Source organism: Lentibacillus amyloliquefaciens, from assembly GCF_001307805.1.
GTDB lineage: Bacteria > Bacillota > Bacilli > Bacillales > Amphibacillaceae > Lentibacillus > Lentibacillus amyloliquefaciens.
Map to the genome: position 1 here is coordinate 2,500,449 of NZ_CP013862.1, position 20,282 is coordinate 2,520,730.

At 46.1% G+C, this 20,282-nt stretch carries 14 protein-coding genes, 10 tRNA genes, 3 rRNA genes and 1 pseudogene; 5 read left to right on the forward strand and 23 right to left on the reverse strand.

Annotation, left to right across the window (positions count from 1 at the left end):
• Positions 1-34: 34 nt before the first annotated feature.
• From mvk to AOX59_RS12575, 8 genes are all read right to left on the reverse strand, one after another.
• Positions 35-1,000 (reverse strand): mevalonate kinase, encoded by a 966-nt coding sequence (gene mvk, locus AOX59_RS12540; RefSeq protein WP_068446028.1) that lies wholly within the window; start codon positions 998-1,000, stop codon positions 35-37.
• Complete coding sequence (locus tag AOX59_RS12545) at positions 997-2,286, reverse strand: hydroxymethylglutaryl-CoA reductase, degradative (RefSeq protein ID WP_068446030.1); 1,290 nt, start codon at positions 2,284-2,286, stop codon at positions 997-999. The genes mvk and AOX59_RS12545 overlap by 4 nt, the downstream gene beginning before the upstream one ends.
• Before the next feature lie 188 nt (positions 2,287-2,474).
• A tRNA-Lys gene (locus AOX59_RS12550) sits at positions 2,475-2,547 on the reverse strand.
• Between the two features lie 122 nt (positions 2,548-2,669).
• Positions 2,670-2,741 (reverse strand) — tRNA-Gln (locus AOX59_RS12555).
• A gap of 10 nt (positions 2,742-2,751) precedes the next feature.
• Positions 2,752-2,836: transfer RNA gene (locus tag AOX59_RS12560), tRNA-Tyr, on the reverse strand.
• Positions 2,837-2,882: 46 nt separating this feature from the next.
• A tRNA-Thr gene (locus tag AOX59_RS12565) sits at positions 2,883-2,958 on the reverse strand.
• A 69-nt stretch (positions 2,959-3,027) separates the two neighbouring features.
• Positions 3,028-3,103, reverse strand: a tRNA-Val gene (locus AOX59_RS12570).
• Positions 3,104-3,105: 2 nt separating this feature from the next.
• Positions 3,106-3,180, reverse strand: a tRNA-Glu gene (locus AOX59_RS12575).
• A gap of 616 nt (positions 3,181-3,796) precedes the next feature.
• Here AOX59_RS12575 and AOX59_RS12580 point away from each other — a divergent pair.
• Positions 3,797-4,525 (forward strand): YwaF family protein, encoded by a 729-nt coding sequence (locus tag AOX59_RS12580; protein WP_068446032.1) that lies wholly within the window; start codon positions 3,797-3,799, stop codon positions 4,523-4,525.
• On the opposite strand, the gene AOX59_RS19735 is transcribed toward AOX59_RS12580, so the two are convergent.
• Positions 4,522-4,689: a hypothetical protein gene (locus tag AOX59_RS19735; protein ID WP_156418699.1), complete on the reverse strand. Its 168-nt coding sequence runs from the start codon at positions 4,687-4,689 to the stop codon at positions 4,522-4,524. The genes AOX59_RS12580 and AOX59_RS19735 overlap by 4 nt on opposite strands.
• Positions 4,690-4,970: 281 nt before the next feature.
• Between AOX59_RS19735 and AOX59_RS12585 the strand changes: the two genes are divergently transcribed.
• On the forward strand, positions 4,971-7,079 hold the full coding sequence (locus tag AOX59_RS12585) for a catalase (RefSeq protein ID WP_082684204.1): 2,109 nt from the start codon (positions 4,971-4,973) through the stop codon (positions 7,077-7,079).
• Between the two features lie 88 nt (positions 7,080-7,167).
• On the opposite strand, the pseudogene AOX59_RS12590 reads toward AOX59_RS12585, so the two are convergent.
• The 9 genes and pseudogenes from AOX59_RS12590 to AOX59_RS12630 form a co-directional block, all read right to left on the reverse strand.
• Positions 7,168-7,350: pseudogene (locus tag AOX59_RS12590) on the reverse strand (MBL fold metallo-hydrolase); the annotation flags it as partial.
• A 235-nt stretch (positions 7,351-7,585) separates the two neighbouring features.
• Positions 7,586-7,658 (reverse strand) — tRNA-Thr (locus AOX59_RS12595).
• A 7-nt stretch (positions 7,659-7,665) separates the two neighbouring features.
• Positions 7,666-7,740: transfer RNA gene (locus AOX59_RS12600), tRNA-Asn, on the reverse strand.
• Between the two features lie 120 nt (positions 7,741-7,860).
• A 5S ribosomal RNA gene (gene rrf, locus AOX59_RS12605) occupies positions 7,861-7,976 on the reverse strand.
• Between the two features lie 68 nt (positions 7,977-8,044).
• Positions 8,045-10,971: ribosomal RNA gene (locus AOX59_RS12610) — 23S ribosomal RNA — on the reverse strand.
• Positions 10,972-11,050: 79 nt separating this feature from the next.
• Positions 11,051-11,123, reverse strand: a tRNA-Ala gene (locus AOX59_RS12615).
• Between the two features lie 16 nt (positions 11,124-11,139).
• A tRNA-Ile gene (locus tag AOX59_RS12620) sits at positions 11,140-11,216 on the reverse strand.
• 136 nt (positions 11,217-11,352) lie between these two features.
• Positions 11,353-12,921: ribosomal RNA gene (locus AOX59_RS12625) — 16S ribosomal RNA — on the reverse strand.
• Together the 16S, 23S and 5S rRNA genes with 4 tRNA genes alongside form the textbook arrangement of a ribosomal RNA operon.
• 470 nt (positions 12,922-13,391) lie before the next feature.
• Positions 13,392-13,616 (reverse strand): hypothetical protein, encoded by a 225-nt coding sequence (locus AOX59_RS12630; protein ID WP_068446037.1) that lies wholly within the window; start codon positions 13,614-13,616, stop codon positions 13,392-13,394.
• Positions 13,617-14,129: 513 nt separating this feature from the next.
• On the opposite strand from AOX59_RS12630, the gene pdaB reads away from it, so the two are divergent.
• On the forward strand, positions 14,130-14,888 hold the full coding sequence (pdaB, locus tag AOX59_RS12635; RefSeq protein ID WP_068446039.1) for a polysaccharide deacetylase family sporulation protein PdaB: 759 nt from the start codon (positions 14,130-14,132) through the stop codon (positions 14,886-14,888).
• Between the two features lie 70 nt (positions 14,889-14,958).
• On the opposite strand, the gene AOX59_RS12640 is transcribed toward pdaB, so the two are convergent.
• A complete protein-coding gene (locus tag AOX59_RS12640) occupies positions 14,959-15,588 on the reverse strand; it encodes a KinB-signaling pathway activation protein (protein WP_068446041.1) in 630 nt (209 codons plus the stop codon).
• A 134-nt stretch (positions 15,589-15,722) separates the two neighbouring features.
• Here AOX59_RS12640 and gerD point away from each other — a divergent pair, with 134 nt between their 5' ends.
• A complete protein-coding gene (gene gerD, locus AOX59_RS12645) occupies positions 15,723-16,385 on the forward strand; it encodes a spore germination lipoprotein GerD (protein WP_068446043.1) in 663 nt (220 codons plus the stop codon).
• A gap of 286 nt (positions 16,386-16,671) precedes the next feature.
• On the opposite strand, the gene AOX59_RS12650 is transcribed toward gerD, so the two are convergent.
• Entirely contained in the window at positions 16,672-17,733 is a 1,062-nt protein-coding gene (locus AOX59_RS12650) for an Mrp/NBP35 family ATP-binding protein (protein ID WP_068446045.1), read from the reverse strand.
• 125 nt (positions 17,734-17,858) lie between these two features.
• A complete protein-coding gene (gene cwlD / locus AOX59_RS12655) occupies positions 17,859-18,572 on the reverse strand; it encodes an N-acetylmuramoyl-L-alanine amidase CwlD (RefSeq protein ID WP_068446047.1) in 714 nt (237 codons plus the stop codon).
• 451 nt (positions 18,573-19,023) lie between these two features.
• Here cwlD and AOX59_RS12660 point away from each other — a divergent pair, with 451 nt between their 5' ends.
• The gene (locus AOX59_RS12660; RefSeq protein WP_068446048.1) at positions 19,024-19,446 is read left to right on the forward strand and encodes a DUF948 domain-containing protein; all 423 of its coding nucleotides are present in this window, start codon (positions 19,024-19,026) and stop codon (positions 19,444-19,446) included.
• 28 nt (positions 19,447-19,474) lie between these two features.
• On the opposite strand, the gene AOX59_RS12665 is transcribed toward AOX59_RS12660, so the two are convergent.
• Entirely contained in the window at positions 19,475-19,816 is a 342-nt protein-coding gene (locus AOX59_RS12665) for a DUF948 domain-containing protein (RefSeq protein WP_068446049.1), read from the reverse strand.
• A gap of 38 nt (positions 19,817-19,854) precedes the next feature.
• Positions 19,855-20,256 (reverse strand): DUF948 domain-containing protein, encoded by a 402-nt coding sequence (locus AOX59_RS12670; RefSeq protein WP_068446051.1) that lies wholly within the window; start codon positions 20,254-20,256, stop codon positions 19,855-19,857.
• Positions 20,257-20,282 lie beyond the last annotated feature (26 nt).

The following is a 20,282-nucleotide window of genomic DNA, read 5'->3' on the forward strand; positions in this document are numbered from 1 at the left end:
TAAGTCTCTGCACGGTCATTTTACCCATGTATGTCTAGTCTGCTTTTTTGTTCAATGAGAAAGACCATACAGCATGTGCGCCAAATTTTTTCAGTTTTTCGCACAGATGTTTTGAGTGCACCTCATTTTTGGCCAGTGCAATGACACAGCCGCCATTGCCGCCGCCCGTTAATTTAGCACCTAATGCGCCTTCCTGGCGGGCAATATAGATGAGCCGGTTTAAACCTGCGTCACTGACGCCCAGTGCTTCCAGTTCCTTTTGTGCTTCATTCAGCATATGACCGAGAAGATGCTTGCTGGCCGACTCCAGTGCTGTTCTGGCACGGTGCGTAATTTCACCGAGCCGCTCGAGCTTCGAGTGAATCCGTCTTGGCGCTGATCTAATCAAATTCGTGACCGATTCCACAGCAAGCCGAGTATCACCCATTCTGCCGGAATCTGCCACAATAAAATGGAAATTGCCTTGAGGCTCAATCATATCAAACTGTCCTTCCTTCTGATACCAGATTGGCATTTCAGATGAGATTGTCAGTGTATCAATCCCGCTCGGCTCTCCGTGAGCATGCCGTTCTGAAATATCAGCGAGGCGAAGAATATCTTCCATTTCATAATCCTCTTCTGCATATGCAAAGAGCGCGCGGATAACCGCAACGGAAACAGAGGCGCTTGATCCCAGTCCTTTCCCGGGCGGTATGGATGATTTGATACGGATGAGCAAGTCTTCACAAGGCATTTCAAGATCATCCAAAGTTGCTCTGATGCAAGAGGCAAGCCCGTTCAATGAGTCAGGTGCCGAATCGATCGGACCATGATAGAACGTGCTGTCGATTTTTACCGAACCGGGCACATAATCGATAATTGCCTCAACACCAACGAGCGGAAATGGAAGGGAAATAGCAGGTTGTCCGTGTACAACTGCATGTTCTCCGATTAAAATCAATTTGCTATGAGCTACACCAGTAGCTGTTTGTACTGAAGTTGTTGCTTTTTCAATGCTCATTTTGTATATTCTGCCACCAATTCTTTAGCTTTTCCGACACGGATTTCTTTTTCATCAATCAACCGTTGTGAGATCACATCAATCATCTCTCCTGTGGCTCCTGCTGCAATGGCAACAGAGCGAGAATGTAATGCCATATGCCCCTTCTGGATGCCGTCTGTCGCCAATGCTTTCAGTGCTCCCAGGTTTTGCGCAAGTCCTACAGCCACAATGACTTGCGATAGCTCCCGGGCTGAGTCAACATTCAACAGTTTATGGGCAAGTTTGGCAATCGGATGGACTCGAATGGAGCCGCCTACTGTACCAACTGACATCGGCAGTTCCAATTCACCGACCAAATTCCCCTTTTCGTCACTATACCAGTTTGTCATAGAGGTGTACATGCCGTCCCGTGCAGCATGTGCATGCGCGCCGGCCTCAACCGCTCGCCAGTCATTACCGGTTGCAATGACAACAGGATCGATTCCGTTCATGATGCCTTTATTATGGGTTACAGCGCGATACGGATCAGACGCGGCAAATTCATAAGCATGAATGACCCCATCCCGTACTTCTTCACCGGAAAAATCGCCTGTCTCAAGCAACTCCGGCGGTATGACACAACGTGCGCTTGCCAGACACCGGTCAGGATAATTTGACAAAATCCGTAAATAGACTTTTCCCCCGGTCAATTCCTCAACAACAGGCGCCAAAGACTCTGCCATCGTATTAACCATGTTGGCTCCCATGGCATCACACGTATTGATGTATAGATGCAGGACAAGCATCTGGCTGTATTTAGAATCTGATCCTTCATTTAATAGCCGGACTTCCAGATCACAAGCCCCGCCGCCCCTTTTTCTGAGGCTTGGGTATGCATTGTTGGCGGCTTCAAGAAGTGTATCCTTTTCATTTAGTATGGCTTCCTTTGCTGCATTAAAATCAGAACAGCCGACAACCTGAATCTGACCGGTCATGACACGCTCGGTCGCTTCAGCAGTGAACCCGCCAGTTTCCCTGACAATTTTCGCAATATGGCTGGCTGATGCCACGACAGATGGCTCCTCAATCGCCATTGGAATACAATAGTCTTTCCCATTTATCAGGAAATTCAATCCCAGCCCCAATGGAAGCGGGAATGTACCAATCACATTTTCGATCATGTTATTGGCTGTATCCATCGGCAGCGGTTCTTTGGAAAACAAATAAGCTGCATCATCTTCGGTGAACAAATCCATTGAGGAGAGCAATGTTCGGCGTTCTTCAACTGTCATATTATAAAAGCCGGGAATTCTGGAAGTTTCCATACCAACTCATCCTTTTACATTCCTTATTTATATGTGAAAGCTATCGTTTTTGCTATTCATTTTACTGTTTCTATTATGTAAAAAAACAGCATAAAATGCAAATAAACAAGGCTGTTAACATCATAACAACCTTGTTTATCTGCCTTCATTGTCTGTTATGTAATTTGCTAACGTTATATGCAGTCAGATGAGCCATGGAGGATTCGAACCTCCGACCCTCTGATTAAAAGTCAGATGCTCTGCCAACTGAGCTAATGGCTCGTTTATATGGTGAATTACTGATTCAGTTTAATATGATGATTCTCTATATGGGGATTATGGGTGCTCGTCGTGATGCAAAGCCGCTGTTCATGGCAATCATTTGCAAGTAAAAATAAAAAAAGCTGGGCTAGCTGGATTCGAACCAGCGAATCACGGGATCAAAACCCGATGCCTTACCGCTTGGCTATAGCCCAATAGAAAATATGGTGGAGGGGGAGAGATTCGAACTCCCGAACCCTGAGGGAGCGGATTTACAGTCCGCCGCGTTTAGCCACTTCGCTACCCCTCCGTAAATATTGTTAGTTGTATTACTTGTATTTATACATAGAAAAAAATGGTGCCGGCCAGAGGACTTGAACCCCCAACCTACTGATTACAAGTCAGTTGCTCTGCCAATTGAGCTAGGCCGGCATACTTCTAAATAATATACTTTTAAGATGCCGTCATAATCAAATCTAATTGCACCTAATTTAAAGTAAATGGTGGAGGATGCAGGGCTCGAACCTGCGACCCCCTGCTTGTAAGGCAGGTGCTCTCCCAGCTGAGCTAATCCTCCGGTGGTGACCCGTACGGGACTCGAACCCGTGTTACCGCCGTGAAAGGGCGGTGTCTTAACCGCTTGACCAACGGGCCGCAATGGGCGTGTGCCATGGTTTGAAAACAAAAGCTAAAACCAACAAATTTTATTATATACAGCTTGTCCTTCTTTGTAAAGAGGTAAAGGAAAATTTTTATTTTCAATTTGAGCTTTTCATCTTATATTGAACTACCCACCACTTAATTTCTGACAAAATTTGAAGTGGGGGATTCCTTCGAACACCAGTGCAACCACTAATTATTTTAGCAGGCTCTACCCGTAGTCCCTGCGGTAAAAGCACAGTAGCTTGTACGTTGGTCTCTAACCATCTAGCGTACTGCTTCGTTTACGCTATTCAGCTAGATGGGGCGATTAGAACGTTGAAGATTTTACGTAACAGACGTTAATTCCTATTACAACCTTATATCTTCAGTTTTCAAAGAACAATCTATGCAGGAATATTAGACCATACAAACAAGTGTGCCGCTACGCAAAAAGGCGATTCATCTCCACCCTGCTCATTGGGTCACGCCTTTCACATTCCTCGAGGTTGGAGTCTTCTCGCCTAAATACGATAAAATGAATCTGCCAGATAGTCATTAATTTGAAACAGGTGCTGGCAGCCAGATACATATGAGTTTTTTCTCGAAATTATTGATGGGTGGGGATACTATGGAAACTCTGTTTTTGGAAGAACACGGCGAACCATTTATAGCATTCAGTTCAAGTCATTTGGCAGCATTATTCATATATTTTGCCGGGATCATTATTTTCCTGATATTCTTTCGGAAAATTATCGGCAGCACCCAGGCTTACAGCATCATTCGCTGGAGCCTGTTCAGTCTGCTGATTTTATCCGAAGTAAGCTACCAGACCTATACCGCACTCAACGGCATCTGGAGTTTGGCGGATCATATTTTTCTCCATCTTTGTGGCATTGCCGGGATCACCGGTGCTATCGCGCTGTTCACACATAATAAAATGCTGATCCAAATCACCTTTTTCATCGGGCTCGTGCCGGCATTTTTAGCCTTGCTGACGCCTGAACTGCCGTATGACTTCCCGCATTATCGTTATATGAAATTTTTCATTCACCACACTGTGATTTCATGGACGAGTATATTTTTAGTGGTCTCCAATGGTATTACGATGACGTTTAAATCTTTCTTGAACACATATGGTTTATTATTAATCTATGCTGCCATCATTGGGTTTCTGGTGAATCCGCTGCTTGGTTCCAATTATTTATATCTGTCTCATACCCCTGAAGCCAGCACCCCGCTTGATTTGCTCGGGAACGGCATCTGGTATTATGTGAATCTATGTATCCTAGCGTTCGCCGTCTTCTTTATCCAATTTCTGGTATACAGGTTCTTTACGCGAAATTCGTCTGGACGCTAAGTGTATATAAACGCAACCACCCAGACGATAACAACCACCGGCACTGAGGTGTAAAGTGTGCGCCATACGCTCATGCCGTGTTTTTTGACTAAAAATATCGCCACAAACACTTCCATAATGGTAACAGCAATGGCGAGTATGATAAGAATTGAGAAAGCTTCCATTGACGTACCTCCGTTCTTCAAGGCTCTTAACAGAATAACATATTTATGACAATAATCGTTAAGGTTGTCTCTATTCACTTCTTCACAACATTAACTGATATAAATGTTGGGATTAATTTGCATCATCAATCTACCTCCGTGTTTTTTGTTTTATATAGATTGTTTAAGTTTTTTTTCGCAAAGTTTCTCCAATGACCGCTTAAAAACAGTGAATAATTCCGTCCAGAGCGAATATATATGTAACTGGAGCAAAATTTCTAACGACAAGGATAGGTGATACCATGGACGAAAGCGAAAACCAAAACGAACACAAAAATGAAGATGAAAACACATCATCAAGAGGGTATAACGACTCTGATTATAATCGTAAACAAGAGCAATTGGATCAATACCGTGAACATAATACCGGCCCAGGCGAGAAAATGACCGATGATGCAGGGTTTAAAATTTCAAATGATCGGTGGAGCTTGAAGGCAGGAAGGCGTGGTCCATTATTATTTCAAGACTCCCATTTTTACAGAAAACAGTCCCGCTTCAGCCGGGAACGCATTCCGGAAAAAGTGGTTCATGCCAGAGGATTTGGTGTTTATGGGGACTTTGAAACGTATAAATCAATGAAACATGTCACCAGGGCTCACTTTCTGCAAGAGGCTGGACGGAAAACGCCTGTGTTCACGCGATTTTCCAACTTCATTGGAAGCTCGGGATCTAAGGATACAGCAGTCGATATACGTGGCTTTGCAACCAAATTTTACACACAAGATGGAAACTACGATAATTTAGCGCTCCAATTCCCTGTCTTCATTCTTGCAGATGCCATGAAATTTATGGACGTGACACATGCCGCTAAACCAAACCCGAAAACGCATATTCCGCAAGCGACTGTCGCGCACGATAGTTTTTGGGACTATGTCGTCAGCAATCCTGAATCTGCACATATGGTGATGTGGCTGATGTCCATGCGGGGACGTCCAAGGAGCTGGCGCATGATGGCAGGGTGGCCGATCAATACATTCCGGTTTATTAATGATCATGGCAAATCGACCTTTGTCAGATTTAAATGGATACCTAAGCTCGGTGTCCATTCACTGCTGCTTGATGAGGCGAATATCATCGGTGGTGTTGATCCGGATTTCCACCGCCGGGATATCATTGAAGCGATTGAAAAGGGCGCCTATCCTGAATATGAATTAGGTGTACAGTTGATTGATGAAGAAGATGAACACAAGTATGATTTTGACGTTTTGGATGATACAAAACTGTGGCCGGAAGAAGTCATTCCTGTTGAAACCATCGGTAAATTGACGTTGAACCGGTTGGTTGATAATTTCTTCGCAGAGGAAGAACAATCATCATTTGACCCTGCGTCACTTGTTCCGGGCATTAACTTCACGAATGACCCTGTCCTCCAAGGGAGAGCTTTTGCTTACAGAGATACAGATTACCACCGGCTTGGCACAGGTAATATTAATGAAATACCCGTTAACAAGCCTATTTCAGAAACGAACTATAACAATCGGGACGGCTTTTCAAAATATCGAATTGATGTGGATTCCGTAGACTATCATAAAAATACATTGGCCGGCAATACACCAGCCGAGACCCCTCCTGAAGAAGGAGGCTATGCGCATTACCCGCAGCAAGTCGACGGACATGTCACACGGGACCGCCCAAGCGAATCATTCTATGATCACTTTTCCCAGGCCAGACTTTTCTGGAACAGCTTATCAATAGTTGAAAAACAAGACCTGACAGACACGTTTAATTATCACCTTGGCTATGTCAAAAGCAAACCGATCAGACAGCTTAATGTGGAAATGTGGGCAAATGTCGATTACGAAATGGCCTGTACCATTGCGGATAATATCGGTGTCGAACGGCCAAAAGGCACGAATGTTCAAGTTTCCAAAAGCTCTCCGGCCATCAGCCAGGCCAACACACCGCATTACGCCGCCACCCAAAAAGTTGGAGTGCTTATTGACAATGGCTTTAACGGTGAAGAAGTAAGAAATACGCTCGACTACCTGCATCAATGCGGGGTCTTTATAGAAATTGTCAGCGAAAAACTTGGAACCGTTACAGGCTCTGACGGTACAAAAGTTGACGTTCATGAGACCTTCAAAACGACCTATCCCGTTCTGTATGATTCACTGTATGTGGTAGGTGGAAGGCCCGACAATGAAGCCAAATTCACCCAAAGCATGCTGGAATTCGTCAATGAAGCTTATAAGCGTTATAAACCAATTGGTGTTGCCACAACCGGCGATAATTTCATCCATTCATCCCAGGCGAATAATCTCGCAGGCGTCGTCTTTACCGCCAACAACCCGAACTTCGGCGACGATTTTGTAAAAGCGATTGCCAAGCAGCGTTTCTGGAATCGGACATAGAAGACCAACGACAGGGAGATAAGCGTGTGCTCATCTCCCTGTTTTAGTGCTATTTTCTTATTTTGACTGCTCCAGTTTTTGATTATAGCTAAAGCGAGTATGATTCACCATCGTCAGGAACTAAGACATTAGAGGAAATACCTTTTTCATTTATGAAGTTTTTTAATTCTTCTCGTGATAGGGTCCAATGATTGACAGCTTCCATATGGCTGGCAATAATTTTTGCACCAAGAGTAGCCTTATAGGCTTCATAGACATCATCTTTCCCCATCTATCATGATTAGGCGAATGTGAAAAGTAAACAATTATTCTTGGAATCAGCCGCATTTTTCAACGGAAGAATGGTTCGAGACCTTCAAGAACAAACACCTTTATCTTCACCTAACAATATGAATACCGTCTCACTGGGGTGTACGATCATTCGGTGAATTACGCACGTTAAAAGTATGTTAGAAGAAATACAAAAGGCTTTTGCCAATGACTGGCAAAAGCCTTTTTGCGGGAAGAGCTTCCAGCCGGACTCGAACCGGCGACCTCTTCCTTACCATGGAAGCGCTCTACCGACTGAGCTATGGAAGCATAAAAATGGCTCCACAGGCAGGATTCGAACCTGCGACCGATCGGTTAACAGCCGATTGCTCTACCACTGAGCTACTGTGGAATAGTTTTAAATATGTAAACAAGGTGTTAATACTATACCAGTTATGCTCATCGAGTTACAAATTTTCTCAGCGGAGCTGTACTCCTGATTATGAAGCTTAAAGTAAAAATATAGTAAAATGCCTGGCGGCGTCCTACTCTTGCAGGGGTTAAACCCCAACTACCATCGGCGCTGGAGAGCTTAACTGCTGTGTTCGGCATGGGAACAGGTGTGACCTCTCCGCTATCGCTACCAGACCTTGTCATTCATATAGGGTTTGCACCCTGAAAACTAAATAAGAGCTTCATTCAACGTTTTTTGCGGGTTAGTTAAGTCCTCGATCGATTAGTATCCGTCAGCTCCACGTGTCACCACGCTTCCACCTCGGACCTATCAACCTCATCGTCTCTGAGGGATCTTACTCACTTAATGTGATGGGAAGTTTCATCTTGAGGGGGGCTTCATGCTTAGATGCTTTCAGCACTTATCCTTGCCACACGTAGCTACCCAGCTATGCTCCTGGCGGAACAACTGGTACACCAGCGGTGTGTCCATCCCGGTCCTCTCGTACTAAGGACAGCTCCTCTCAGACTTCCAATGCCCACGACGGATAGGGACCGAACTGTCTCACGACGTTCTGAACCCAGCTCGCGTACCGCTTTAATGGGCGAACAGCCCAACCCTTGGGACCGACTACAGCCCCAGGATGCGATGAGCCGACATCGAGGTGCCAAACCTCCCCGTCGATGTGAACTCTTGGGGGAGATAAGCCTGTTATCCCCGGGGTAGCTTTTATCCGTTGAGCGATGGCCCTTCCATGCGGAACCACCGGATCACTAAGCCCGACTTTCGTCCCTGCTCGACTTGTAGGTCTCGCAGTCAAGCTCCCTTCTGCCTTTGCACTCTGCGAATGATTTCCAACCATTCTGAGGGAACCTTTGGGCGCCTCCGTTACACTTTGGGAGGCGACCGCCCCAGTCAAACTGCCCGCCTGACACTGTCTCCGGACCGGGTCACGGTCCGGGGTTAGAATGTCCGTACAGCCAGGGTGGTATCCCACGGGTGCCTCCACGTAAGCTGGCGCTCACGTTTCGACGGCTCCCACCTATCCTGTACAAGCTGTACCAACATTCAATATCAGGCTGCAGTAAAGCTCCACGGGGTCTTTCCGTCCAGTCGCGGGTAATGCGCATCTTCACGCATAGTATAATTTCACCGGGTCTCTCGTTGAGACAGTGCCCAAGTCGTTGCACCTTTCGTGCGGGTCGGAACTTACCCGACAAGGAATTTCGCTACCTTAGGACCGTTATAGTTACGGCCGCCGTTTACTGGGGCTTCGGTTGAGCGCTTCGCGCCCGAAGGCGCTAACGCATCCCCTTAACCTTCCAGCACCGGGCAGGTGTCAGCCCCTATACTTCGCCTTTCGGCTTCGCAGAGACCTGTGTTTTTGATAAACAGTCGCTTGGGCCTATTCACTGCGGCTCATCTCTCATGACGAGCACCCCTTCTCCCGAAGTTACGGGGTCATTTTGCCGAGTTCCTTAACGAGAGTTCTCCCGATCACCTTAGGATTCTCTCCTCGCCTACCTGTGTCGGTTTGCGGTACGGGCACCTGTGAACTCACTAGAGGCTTTTCTTGGCAGTGTGGAATCTGGAACTTCGGTACTCAATTTCCCTCCCCGTCACAGCTTGAGATTGTTGAACGGATTTACCTGCTCAACTCCCTCACTGCTTGGGCGCACAATTCCGACAGTGCGCTTTCCATATCCTGCTGCGTCCCCCCATCGTTCAAACGTTCACGAGGTGGTACAGGAATATCTGCCTGTTGGCCATCGCCTACGCCTTTCGGCCTCGGCTTAGGTCCCGACTAACCCTGAGCGGACGAGCCTTCCTCAGGAAACCTTAGGCATTCGGTGAAAGAGATTCTCACTCTTTTTTCGCTACTCATACCGGCATTCTCACTTCCAAACGCTCCACCAGTCCTCACGGTCTGACTTCGCAGCATTTGGAACGCTCTCCTACCATTGTTCTAACAGAACAATCCGCAGCTTCGGTGATACGTTTAGCCCCGGTACATTTTCGGCGCAGAGTCACTCGACCAGTGAGCTATTACGCACTCTTTAAATGATGGCTGCTTCTAAGCCAACATCCTGGTTGTCTGAGCAACTCCACATCCTTTTCCACTTAACGTATACTTAGGGACCTTAGCTGGCGGTCTGGGCTGTTTCCCTCTCGACTATGAACCTTATCACCCATAGTCTGACTCCCAAGGATGCGTCGCTGGCATTCGGAGTTTGACTGAATTCGGTAACCCGGTGAGGGCCCCTCGTCCAATCAGTGCTCTACCTCCAGTACGCTTAACCTTGAGGCTAGCCCTAAAGCTATTTCGGAGAGAACCAGCTATCTCCGTGTTCGATTGGCATTTCACCCCTACCCACACCTCATCCCCGCATTTTTCAGCATACGTGGGTTCGGGCCTCCAGTCAGTGTTACCTGACCTTCACCCTGGACATGGGTAGATCACACGGTTTCGGGTCTGCGACCGTATACTGCTTACGCCCTCTTAAGACTCGCTTTCGCTTCGGCTCCGTGCTTAACACTTAACCTTGCATACGATCGCAACTCGCCGGTCCATTCTACAAAAGGTACGCCGTCACCCATTAACGGGCTTCGACTACTTGTAGGCACACGGTTTCAGGTTCTTTTTCACTCCCCTTCCGGGGTGCTTTTCACCTTTCCCTCACGGTACTGGTTCACTATCGGTCACCAGGGAGTATTTAGCCTTGGGAGATGGTCCTCCCGGATTCCGACGGAATTTCTCGTGTTCCGCCGTACTCAGGATCCACGCCGGAGGAAACGTCTTTTCGGCTACGGGGCTCTTACCCGCTTTGGCTGACGATTCCAGGTCGATTCGCCTAAAACGTTTCTTGATAACTCCAATGGCGTGTCCTTCAACCCCGGAAAGCAAAGCTTTCCGGTTTGGGCTGTTTCCGTTTCGCTCGCCGCTACTCGGGAAATCGCTCTTGCTTTCGCTTCCTCCGGGTACTGAGATGTTTCAGTTCCCCGGGTGTGCCGCTTGTGCCCTATTGATTCAGACACAAGCACTGCCCCATTACGGACAGCGGGTTGCCCCATTCGGAAATCTCCGGATCGCAGTCTACTTACGACTCCCCGAAGCATATCGGTGTTAGTCCCGTCCTTCATCGGCTCCTGGTACCAAGGCATTCACCGTGCGCCCTTAATCACTTAACTAAGTTTGCGTTCGTTTAACGAACGCGTCATTTCAATGTCGTTGAATGTCTTGCTCTTATTTAGTTTTCAAGGTGCAAAATGGAGCCTAGCGGGATCGAACCGCTGACCTCCTGCGTGCAAAGCAGGCGCTCTCCCGGCTGAGCTAAGGCCCCGAATAGTCTCTATAGATGGTGGGCCTGGGTGGACTCGAACCACCGACCTCACGCTTATCAGGCGTGCGCTCTGACCGACTGAGCTACAGGCCCATCTATATTTTGAGATAATCAATCTCTCAAAACTGAACCAAACAACCATGTATGACGACCTGCAAAATACAGGTTCTCACCCGGCATTGCCACAATATGCGGCAACGTTAATCGGGGTTCCGTTCTAAATCCTTAGAAAGGAGGTGATCCAGCCGCACCTTCCGATACGGCTACCTTGTTACGACTTCACCCCAATCATTGGCCCCACCTTCGGCGGCTGGCTCCTGAAAAGGTTACCTCACCGACTTCGGGTGTTGCCAACTCTCGTGGTGTGACGGGCGGTGTGTACAAGGCCCGGGAACGTATTCACCGCGGCATGCTGATCCGCGATTACTAGCGATTCCGGCTTCATACAGGCGAGTTGCAGCCTGCAATCCGAACTGGGAATGGTTTTATGGGATTGGCTTGGCCTTGCGGCTTCGCGGCCCTTTGTTCCATCCATTGTAGCACGTGTGTAGCCCAGGTCATAAGGGGCATGATGATTTGACGTCATCCCCGCCTTCCTCCGGTTTGTCACCGGCAGTCACCTTAGAGTGCCCAACTGAATGCTGGCAACTAAGATCAAGGGTTGCGCTCGTTACGGGACTTAACCCAACATCTCACGACACGAGCTGACGACAACCATGCACCACCTGTCACTCTGTCCCCGAAGGGAACACGGTATCTCTACCGCCATCAGAGGATGTCAAGACCTGGTAAGGTTCTTCGCGTTGCTTCGAATTAAACCACATGCTCCACCGCTTGTGCGGGCCCCCGTCAATTCTTTTGAGTTTCAGCCTTGCGGCCGTACTCCCCAGGCGGAGTGCTTATTGCGTTAACTTCAGCACTAAGGGGTGGAAACCCCCTAACACCTAGCACTCATCGTTTACGGCATGGACTACCAGGGTATCTAATCCTGTTCGCTACCCATGCTTTCGCACCTCAGCGTCAGTTACAGACCAGAGAGTCGCCTTCGCCACTGGTGTTCCTCCACATCTCTACGCATTTCACCGCTACACGTGGAATTCCACTCTCCTCTTCTGCACTCAAGTCCTCCAGTTTCCAATGACCGCCCGCGGTTGAGCCGCGGGATTTCACATCAGACTTAAAAGACCGCCTGCGCGCGCTTTACGCCCAATAATTCCGGACAACGCTTGCCCCCTACGTATTACCGCGGCTGCTGGCACGTAGTTAGCCGGGGCTTTCTGGTCAGGTACCGTCAAGGTACTGCCCTCTTCGAACAGCACGTGTTCTTCCCTGACAACAGAGTTTTACGATCCGAAAACCTTCATCACTCACGCGGCGTTGCACCGTCAGACTTTCGTCCATTGCGGATGATTCCCTACTGCTGCCTCCCGTAGGAGTCTGGGCCGTGTCTCAGTCCCAGTGTGGCCGATCACCCTCTCAGGTCGGCTACGCATCGTCGCCTTGGTAAGCTTTTACCTTACCAACTAACTAATGCGCCGCGGGCCCATCTGTAAGCGGCAGCCAAAGGCCGCCCTTTCAGCTCCTGGCCATGCGGCCATGAGCGTTATCCGGTATTAGCTCGCGTTTCCACGAGTTATCCCCGTCTTACAGGCAGGTTGCCCACGTGTTACTCACCCGTCCGCCGCTCGTTCCACAAGCGCACGCCCCGAAGGGCGATTGCCTGCTTCCCGCGCTCGACTTGCATGTATTAGGCACGCCGCCAGCGTTCGTCCTGAGCCAAGATCAAACTCTCCAAAAAAGTTTGTCCGAAATTGACACCGATCAATCTCAGTCTTAGCTTACAAAAATTGATTCAAGGGGTAAAAGTTTGCATCAAATCAGCTCAGCTGATTCGCCAACTTCTCACCTCTGACATCGTTTGTCATACTGGTTGTTTTGTTCAGTTTTCAAAGATCAATTATCCCGTCGCTATCTTTAGCGACAAAATATATTCTATCGTGGCAGCAACAAAATGTCAATAACTTTTTTCTTCGTTTTTTCCTCAAAAATCGATATTGTTTTGCTGACAACAAAAATTAATATAGCATAATAAATCTATGAGTTCAATAGAAAATCAAAAAAATGATAAATCAAATTACGTGTGATGAAAAAGCATGCACCGATTCACTTATTACTAGTTGATATTATTTGAGACAGCATGCCCCGTAACAGATACGCCTCAACTCTTTTCAAGGAAGTTTTGCAATCTCCCTGCTGCACTTAAATACATTAAATCTCGCCGCCGGTACGTTTCGGCATATACTTCATGCATTCCTCTTTGCTGGCGACCCGGCGATATAAATGAAAGATTGTATGATAACGCTCCTTCATCGCACTCTTTACCATTTGATCAATCCGATGATCTTCCATATCCAGCAGCAATTCTTCTAACTCACGTTTTATCAGATACTCCATTTCTTTTTGTTCCTGCTCATTAATCATAAACCCAAGCATGTTAACACCGACTTCCTATACCTTCATATATATTTTTCCTTTATGAATGTAATTTTTTTATTAACTAAAGCTCAGACACACCAAAGAAGCTTGTACAACATTTAATATTCCCCGTCATATAGATATTTTATCCGCCTTTTAATCATTTTTTGTTGTGTCTTTATTCTTAGCGTCGTTATATTTATCACAGCAGTTGAAACAATTCATGAGCCCGGACATACAAAAAGCCGGCCCAAAACTGATGCCCCGCTGCCGGTTTAGCTCTTGGGGGTCAGAAGATGTCATATGTGTTTTGCCTGCTTCTCCAATAATAAGTACCATTAAATCACTGACATTAAACCTCTAATTTCAAAAAAGATTTATCCTTTTTTAGGAAAGTTGCTGCGCCTCAAGCCAAAACCGCCCCCATCACCATGCATGCATACTCTAAAAAACTTTTCTTATTAAGGCTTGTTCATATTAAAGTATTTTGGTCATAGACTAAATTAAGGAATGTTTGAGAGGAATGGTGCCATGGATCATTTTTATGTGATGCGATTTGACAAATGGAAACGTTATGCAGTTGTCGTCTTGTTGGCTTTATTTGCTGCGATATTAATTTGGTTTGAACGGGACGGGACCTTTTCGGTGTTATCAAACAATGAACCGCAGGCATTGGCAAAAGGAAATGCTGAGGAACCGAACATTGCATTAACCTTTAATATCAGCTGGGGTGAAGAAAAGGTTGATGAGATCTTGGACAAACTGGAAGAACATCAGGTGCAATCTACATTTTTTGTCAGCGGTGAATGGGCTGAACGTCATCCGAAAATATTGGAAGACATAACGGAACAGGGGCATGAGTTAGGTATGCTCGGCTACCGTTATGAAAGCTATCTTGACCAGGAATTGGACGAGGTACGCAGTGATTTAACCGAGGCAAAAGATGTGTTCAATAAGCTCGGCTATGAGGATATCGACCTCTTGCGTCCGCCGAGTGGGCAGTTTAACGAAGAAATCATTGAATTAGCCGAAGATCAAGGTTATACCGTCACCCATTGGAATGTTAATCCAAATGATTGGGAAAATCCCGGGACCGACAACATTACAAATACGGTGATGGAAGAGACATCGAACGGCGATATTATCCTGATGCATGCATCTGATTCGGTGAAACAAACGGCAGAAGCTTTACAAACGATATTGCCGGGGCTTAAAAATAAAGATTTAAACTTTGTGAGCATCTCTGAATTGATCAATCAGGCTCATGCCGAGTCCAAACTTGCTGACTGAACGACATAACTTTAAGCAGCCTTCAGGGCCTCATCCGGTTTTATACCGGGAGAGGCCCTGTCTTAGGCCTTTATGCTTTCTTTGTTGATGCGTTTTTGTCAGAGGGACGGGAATTCTCACTGTTTGTCAGTTTGTGCAGGATAAGCAGCTGATATGTGTTGCACGCTAATAGCGGTATAATCATCAGCCAGGCATAATCGAAACCGCTCGTCCGCAATCCCGGCACCCATTCAAGCGATGTCATGACAACCATAAAAAACAATGCAGGAATAAACGCCCGCTGATGCGTTTCGCGGGCTTTGATTTTTGCAACAATCCAGCCAAACCCGAGAATCCCGGCTGCCATTAAAATAAACCATAATATGGAAATCCCTTCAGTGCTAGTGTATGGAAAATAAACCAGATCAAACACGACAAATGCAATCAAAAGCACCTGCACCGTTGGCCAAAATGTCCGGAACAGGTTGAGACCAAACCGGTGGATAAACAAATAAGCGAAGAAGCCAGTCTGACTAACGGCACTAAATACCAATCCTAAGCCAATAAAGAAGATAATGACTGATATTAGTTCAAGTCCATTAAAAGGATTCAGATTTTCTGTATAGAATGCAGGTTTGACAAAAAAACTCGTTACCAATCCCGTGATTCCACCAATCAGTAACGTTTTAAAAAACAAACCCACCAGCTTTCGAGTGTTCACGTTATTTTCCTCCTAGATATATGTTACATTCCCCTACATATTTTAGCATGAACAAACGTGTTTTTCCTCTCATAAATACATAATTCCCTTTTCTTTAACGCATAATAAGCGTGACAGGAAGGAGGATCTGAACCATGTTTCGGATGACTTTTATTTCCCTTTTCCTAATATCCGCGCTATTCATCTCCGGCTGTAATGGCGGCCAAGGAGCCTCCGGGGATGAGGCGAATTATGATACAACGAAAAAAATGGTCGTGGACATACTTCAGACAGAAGATGGCAAAAAAGCCCTCCAGGAAATCATGACTGATAAAAAAATGAAAGAACAGCTTGTTATGGATTCTGACGCTGTTAAACAATCGGTTGAATCCACATTAAGTTCAGATAAAGGCAAGGAAATGTGGAAGAAATTATTCGAAGACCCGAAGTTCGTTAAGACATTTTCAGATTCAATGGCAGAGGAACGGAAAAAGCTGATGAAAGATCTGATGAAGGATTCTGAATACCAGCAGCAAATGATTGATTTGCTGAAGGATCCTCAGATGACGAATCAGATGGTAAAAGTTATGAAAAGCCAGGAATTCAATAAACATTTGGAAGAAACCATACAAAAAACGCTTGAAACACCGCTCTTCCAAGAAAAAATAAGCGAAATTCTGTTAAAAGCTGCCGAAGAACAATCACAAGGCGGCGGTTCCGGTGGTTCCGGCGGATCTGGAGGCTCTGGCGAAGGAGGCGGCTCCGGAGGCAGCGGTGGAGGCGGCGGTTCCGGCAGTAGCAGCGGCGGAAGCTCATAAAGCGAAACTTCAATCAGTGGGAGCCTTTGCCCACTGATTGTTAGTTGAGCAGAATCGGGCATTAATGCGGGATAAAATCCTTCGCTGTTGCACCACCGCCCCGCTCCTCCACGACATCAAAAAAGAGGTGACCTCCGAAAGTACGATAACTTTTGGGGACACCTCAATGTAAAATACGCTTTAAGACGTCTTGTGCTCATTTATCTAAATCCATACATTCCGCTGCTCGAAACTGCGCCGCCTCAAAATTATCAGTCCTTGTTATCCCCCTTTTTGAACAAGTACTTTAAGCCTCTTCCATTTTAGCAACAATTTTCGATGCCATTTTATGGTATTCTTTCCCAAGTGGATGATCTTCCTGATAAACGGAAGGTGCAAATTCATCCTCATCTTCATATGGCTGCTGCAGAGGCAGATGGGCCAGCACTTTTGTTTCCAGAGCGTCGGCAAGCTTCTGTCCGCCGCCTTTGCCGAATACATACTCTTTTTCGCCGGTTTTTTTACTTTCATAATAAGCCATGTTTTCAATGACACCAAGAATTTCATGTTCTGTTTTGATTGCCATCTGGCCTGCGCGTGCTGCGACAAATGCTGCTGATGGATGTGGTGTTGAGACGATCACTTCTTTTGCTGACGGGATTAATTCGTGGACGTCCATGGCAATGTCCCCTGTCCCCGGTGGCAAATCAAGCAGCAAGTAGTCCAAATCGCCCCATTCGACTTCTTTGAAAAAGCTGTTCAGCATTTTCCCGAGCATTGGACCTCTCCAGATAATCGGTGAGTTATCTTCAACGAAAAAGCCCATTGAAATGACTTGTATACCAAAGCGCTCGACAGGGATGATTTTTTCACCGCGTACTTGCGGTCTGTTTTCAATGCCCATCATATCCGGAACACTGAAACCATAAATGTCTGCATCGATAATTCCGACTTTTTTGCCTAAACGCATTAATGACATTGCCAGGTTCACGGTTACCGTTGATTTGCCGACACCGCCTTTTCCGCTGGCAATTGCAATGAAGTTAGGCTGTTTGCTGACACCGAGTAATGACTTTTCTTTTTCGGCTTCTGCTGAAGGCTGAAATTTCTGAATGACTTCATCAGGCAACTGTTCGAACCGAAGCCCGACAGTTGATACGCCGTTTTTCTTCAAAAGGGCAACAATTTCCTGCTGCAGGTCCATCTGTTCAGCTGTATTTGTTTTAGCGATGCCAACTTTAACACTGACATGCTTTTTATCTTCTTTAATACTGATGCTTTTGACGCCGTCTGTTTCCCCAAGTGTTTTATGTAAAAATGGATCGTTGACAGAGTTAAGCAATTCCTGAATTTCTTCTTTTGATAGCACGGTAAGTCACCATTCCTTTCCTAGCATATATACAACGTATCATCTTGAAAATTTGCATACAACGCTAGTATAACACAAATCACATAAATTCTAAGTGATAAGAATCATGGATGGTGCGTGCTTTTTTATTCGTCGGGCTCTTCTGTTGCATATCGGAGAATCCCCTCATATATACTTCCGGCCATTTTGCGCTGATATTCGTCATCTTTCAGTTGTTCCCGCTCCGGTTCATTTGATAAAAAGCCAATTTCCACCAAGGCTCCCGGCACTTCGGCATGTTTCAACAAGTAAACGTTATCGAGTGACAAAGACTCACGGGAGGTGTTTTTCAAATTACGGGTCACCTCGTCCTGAATCATCTCAGCCAGATGCTTGCTTTTTCCTTCTTTAGGGTGGTAAAACGTCTGAGCGCCGTGCCATTTTTCCGAGGACAAGGCATTTAAATGAAGCGTCACAAAAAAATCAGCTTCCTGATCATGAATAAATTGCAGCCGCTGGCGAATATCTTCGGCTTTCCGGCGTGAGAGGCCTTTGGTATCATCTGAAGCCAAATCTGTATCCTCCTCCCGCGTCAAATAGACAAGCGCACCTGACTGCTGCAAGTAATCACGCATTTTCCGGGCAACTGCCAGCGCAATGTCCTTTTCAAGTGTCTCGTCTTCTCCGACAGCCCCGCCGTCCGGACCGCCGTGACCCGGGTCGATGACGATCGTTTTGCCTGATAATGGCAATGACCACCTCTCCCATGTCGTGTCTGTCTGCTGGATCGGGTATTGGATAAGAAATGCCAAAATAACAAAACCCGCTGCCCAGAGCAATATTTTCCAAAATCGTCCCATACCCCTCGCCCCTTATTATTATGCTTTTTCTATTGTATGGGACGAGTTTGTCGTTTATGATAAGGTAAAGTGAAACTAACATTCAGTGAAACGGTTTTCTTCACTGAATGTTAGTTGAACAGAATCGGACATTTAAGAGAAGTTAGCCGCTGTTCTTCGGCGGTTTACTGACCTTTACATGCGGGAAAAAACAAGGTAATGTTAAAGTGAGACTTCATTCAGCGGAATTGATTTTATTTAGCAGCTTGCATATTCAACCGGAATGAAAGTAATATCGACCGAATCGCGCTAAGACATAGTTAACCGAGGTGGCAGAAGCAGTGAACTTAAGAGTTTCTGCAATACTCAAACAAAAGTGACGGTCAAGGAAACACATGGTGAATCCGTGATATTCTATAAGCAACAATATCTGCGAAAAGACAAATACAGTCAATTGGAAGGAGAATAATAAATGGATTGGGCAGGAATTGGCGTCATCGTAATTGGAATTGCATTGCTTGCAGTGGCGGGACTTTTGGTCAAGCCGCTCACTAAACTGACCGAAGTGCTGACAGGGGTGAAAGAAACGACGAACGCACTCCCGAATCAAATCGCGGATGTAATGGATCAAACTAAAACCGCACTGAATTCGGCAAATGGCACACTTAAACAGGTGAATGAGCAAGTTGATAAACTTAAACCTCTAACACAGCTCGCCTACAGCATTGGAATGGCACTGCAGAACCTTTTCAAAACACTTACAAAAATCAACGATGACATGCGGGCAAAAACCGATAATCCGACAATGCGTCGCTACAATCTTGAAAGTATTTACGGTGTGATGGCATTAGGTTATACGGTATACGAACGGCAAAAAGCGAATAAAAGTGAATAAATAAATAATCCCCTGATTTTTCAGGGGATTATTTATTGTCGTCTTTTTTCTTTGATTTTTTTCTATTCCAGCTGAAGTTTGCTAAAGGAGTCGTCATTTTTCTGGACATTTCGCCGACATCATTCACCATGTAAAACAGCGGACTGATTGTGCGCAATTTGTCGTTCACTTCCGAAATGGTGACATTTGTCTGATTAAGCAGCTGGCCGGTCTCCCGAAATATGTCGTCCAGTTGATCCGGCATTTGTTCGACTGTTTTCTCAACACCGCGGAGCACATTTGCCAGATTATTTAACGTCCAGGACAAGTAAACAGCAATGACTATAAAAGCAATTCCGATCAGCATGACACCGATACCTGTTAAACTCATATACAACCCTCATTTCCTGTAATTACGTGATTTAAATTTTATTTCATTTTCTTATAAAGCTTGTACGCCACATCGGCCCATTTGAATGTTTCAATCAGCTTATTGCGATTCTTCGGTGTCTGGTAAGGTGATGCCTTCTCCGTTTGTGCGTCCATATACAGTCCGCCTTCATTGACGGATACCCCAACATTTTCCAGCGTCATAACCATGCTATCCACAGCTTCCATCTTATCCTGCAGCTCATCAATCGTTTTGCCGGTCTCATTCACGGTTTTCCGCAGTTCCGGTGTGATATAGTGCAGTTTTTCCTCGACTTCTCCCAGCGTTTTGCCGAGGCTTTCCACCATAGTGGCTGTACGCTTCAATACGAGGGAAGCATAGACGGCTACAAGAGCAAATGCCAGCGCGCACATGAAAACTCCTATGTAGACAAAATCCATTTATTATGCCCCTCCTTTTTGACCCA